At 62.9% G+C, this 3,015-nt stretch carries 2 protein-coding genes; one reads left to right on the top strand and one right to left on the bottom strand.

The features are described from left to right. Window positions 1–1,014: hypothetical protein (locus E1298_RS49060; protein ID WP_165975978.1), on the top strand; the 1,014-nt coding region annotated here is incomplete at its 5' end. Window positions 1,015–1,016: 2 nt separating this feature from the next. Here the strand turns inward: E1298_RS49060 and E1298_RS49065 are convergent. Next, window positions 1,017–3,015: hypothetical protein (locus E1298_RS49065; protein ID WP_165975979.1), on the bottom strand; the 1,999-nt coding region annotated here is incomplete at its 5' end.

Consider the following 3,015-nt stretch of genomic DNA (forward strand, 5'->3'; position numbering starts at 1 on the left):
CCCACCCGCCCCGGCCAAGTAGTCGTCATCGCGGGCGAGCCAGAGAACTACCGCACCGCCCGTGACGGCGAATACGCGGTGAAGGCCAGCGCGATGTCCGACGGTGGGTTGGCCGTCGATCCAGCCAACGGGCTGGTGTACTTCCGGGCTCTCGGCAACGACGACCCCCGCGTGCAACGCATCGAGCGAGACGGACGGGTGACCATACTCCGAGTCAAGAACTGGGGGGATCAGGTCGCCATCTTTTCGGATGATCTTTGGATCATGTCGTCGAGCAGGGGTCCGTGGCTTTCGCGAACGACGTTGCCGACCTTGAAGGAAACCGATCTCATAAATGATGAGAACGGGAACATGGTAAAAGTACTCGCCCCGTCGGGCGACCCCTTGCCGTCGAAGGATCTGAAAGGGCTGAGTAAATATTGGAGCGACTCCAGGTTCGTGATCAGGTCTGACGGCGTTCCAATAATAGTGTCGCGCGCCGGCAGCCTCTTCGAAGCCGTAGGACCGAACCGGCTAAAGGAGTGGGAGCCGGAGGGCTATGAGGATGCCCTCCGTGACGTGAGCCAGGATAAGGAACTGCGGCCGAGCGATGTCGTGACCGATGGAAAAGGCGGGATAGTCGTTCTTGCCGCTGGCGGCCTCCTGCGCGTCGCTGGCGACGGCCGCACGCAAGGGGTGAGATTCCGGGCGCCATCCGGAAGTCTTCCCAGTTGGTCCGCAGTTTTGCCGCTCGATAACGGATCCGTCCTCCTGCTGGGAGGAACATCCGCGCTTGAGCCCAGTCCGAGACCTGCCCTCGTCAGGCCAAACGGAAGTATTGAAATACTGTCGTTCGGGGGCCGGCGGGCCTGTGGTGAATTCGATGGTTCCATGGCCGTCATCGCCTCGGCGAACCCAGGTGGTATCGCAAAGATGCCTGATGGCAGTTACGTGATGCACGATGGAGCCTGTGGTCGCGTCTACCGTCTGCGGCTTCCCAATCGCCTCTCTGGTGCACCCGTGTCGGGTAAGTAGAGTTATTGAGGCGGCTTGTTCTGGTTGACGTTGGCCTGCATCTGGGACACGATGAAACGCCCGTTCTGCACTATGCGCTCTCCCGGGGGTGCAAAATTGTGTTCCATTACCGCCTGAATGAGCGCCGGGTTCTTATATCCCGTTATCTGTGCTAGGAGAAGGTTGTCGTCCATGGTGGGGTTGCCGGTGTGGGTCCCCTTGACCATATGGAGTGCGACTGCCAGGTCAACATAGAGCTGATCGGAATAGGTGGCGTACTTGCTGTCGATCCGTTCGAGGTTCTTGTTGAAATCCTTGTATTTGACCTTCTCAAGGGCGAGATCGGTGCCCATGGTGTAGGCATCCGTGGCTCCTGGAATGCTGCCCGCCGGCGTGCTTCCAGCAATGCTACCGCCGATATCGCGAAGTAGTGCCAGATGCTTCTGCGCCTCCTCGTATTGTTTGTTGACGAGTTGCTCGTGCTCCTTGCGTTCCGCGTTGTATCCGGCGATGAGAGTGCCCTCCAGATAACCGGACCTGACGATGGCATCATTGAGGTTGTTGTGCCGTAGGCCCCATGCGAGGAGTTTCTGCCGGTAGGCTTGGGTGTCGACGGCCAGTTGAGTCCAGGCCCGGTCGTCCAGGGCAAAGGTGCGAAGGAACTGCTGCATTTCCGCGCCGCCCATCTGAATGTAGACGCCCCCGGTCGCCTCGTCCGTGTTGGGAAGGCCGGTGCCGCTGCTGGTCTTGTTCGCGTCCGCGATCGCGGGAATGTACATGCGGGTCATCTTCAGGAGGCCGGACCGCAGACCAGTGTCGAACTCGGCGAAGTACTCCTCGCCGGTGTGAGCGAACCAACTGGGGCCGCGGCTGTCGGAGGCCAGGGGGTTGTAGTCGGCGATGCGGCCAGCGTCGAGGAGCTTGTGGGCCTTGGCGCGGCCCTTCTCGTTCCACCAGGCGACGGATTTCATGAGTTCGGCGGCGTTCGTGGCGGCCTCTTCCTCGTGGCCCTTCTCGGGAGTGGTCGCCAGTGCGATGACCGAGCCGGCGGTGGTGCCGCCGTCGGGCCAGTCCGGGGCGACCAGGAGGGACGCGTAGGTTCCGCCGTTGCCGCGGGAGAGCCAGGTCAAAGGTTTGGCCTTGTCCGCGTCCTTGATGGTGAACTCGGACTCTAGTTCCGCGGAGGCCACGGCTCGGGCCGCAGTGAGGTCCTTCTGTTGGGAGATGCGGCCAAGGGCGTTGAGGGCCGGGTCGTATTCGTTCAGCGTCTTGATGTCGGGGTCGCGGCCGAACGACTTGTTGAGGCCCCAGGCGTCCCACCAGCGGCCGTTCGGCTGGTTCGTCACTGAGGAATGGGATTCACCGCTCAGGATCCCGGAAGAGGCGGTGATGGTGTAGGAGGGGTATTTCTGGCGCCAGCGGAGGGCGGCTTTGGCCAGGTCGGCCAGGATGGCGCTGCTCCATTTGACGTTGGGGGCGCTTAGTTTTACCAGGAGGGCCTGGCTGGGCATGTCGGCGCCTGTGGGGCCCAGGGCGTTGGTTACGGCGGTGTGGCTGTTCTTTTTGCGGGACAGGGCTGCCAGGGCTGTGGCTATCTCGCCGACGAGCTTTTTGTCTTCGGGGGTGAGGCGGCCGCCGTGTTGTTGGTGGAGGCGGTGGGCGAGCGTGCCTATGGAGCCGGGGGTCACGCCGTTGAAGAAGGCGTTGAGGTAGCCCTCGTCGTTGGTGTTCGCCTGGAGGGTGCGGATCATTTCGGTGAGGAACCGGGGGGTGAAGGCCGTGGGGTCTTTCAGGTTCTTGTTCAGGGCGGTCGCCTGGAGGCGGCCGAGGTCGGTCATTTCCTTGCGGTCGAAGCGTTCCAGGTCGGGGATCCGGGAGAGGGGGCTGCCGACCAGGAGGGTCGGGTCGGCCTGGTTCTCTGCCAGGGCGTACATGATGCGGGTGCGTGTGCGGGCGGCCTGGTCGCGGCACCAGGCGGCGGTGTGGTCGCAGGCGGCGGTGCTGGGGATGTCGGGGTAGGCG

It is taken from the genome of Actinomadura rubrisoli (genome assembly GCF_004349215.1).
Lineage (GTDB): Bacteria > Actinomycetota > Actinomycetes > Streptosporangiales > Streptosporangiaceae > Spirillospora > Spirillospora rubrisoli.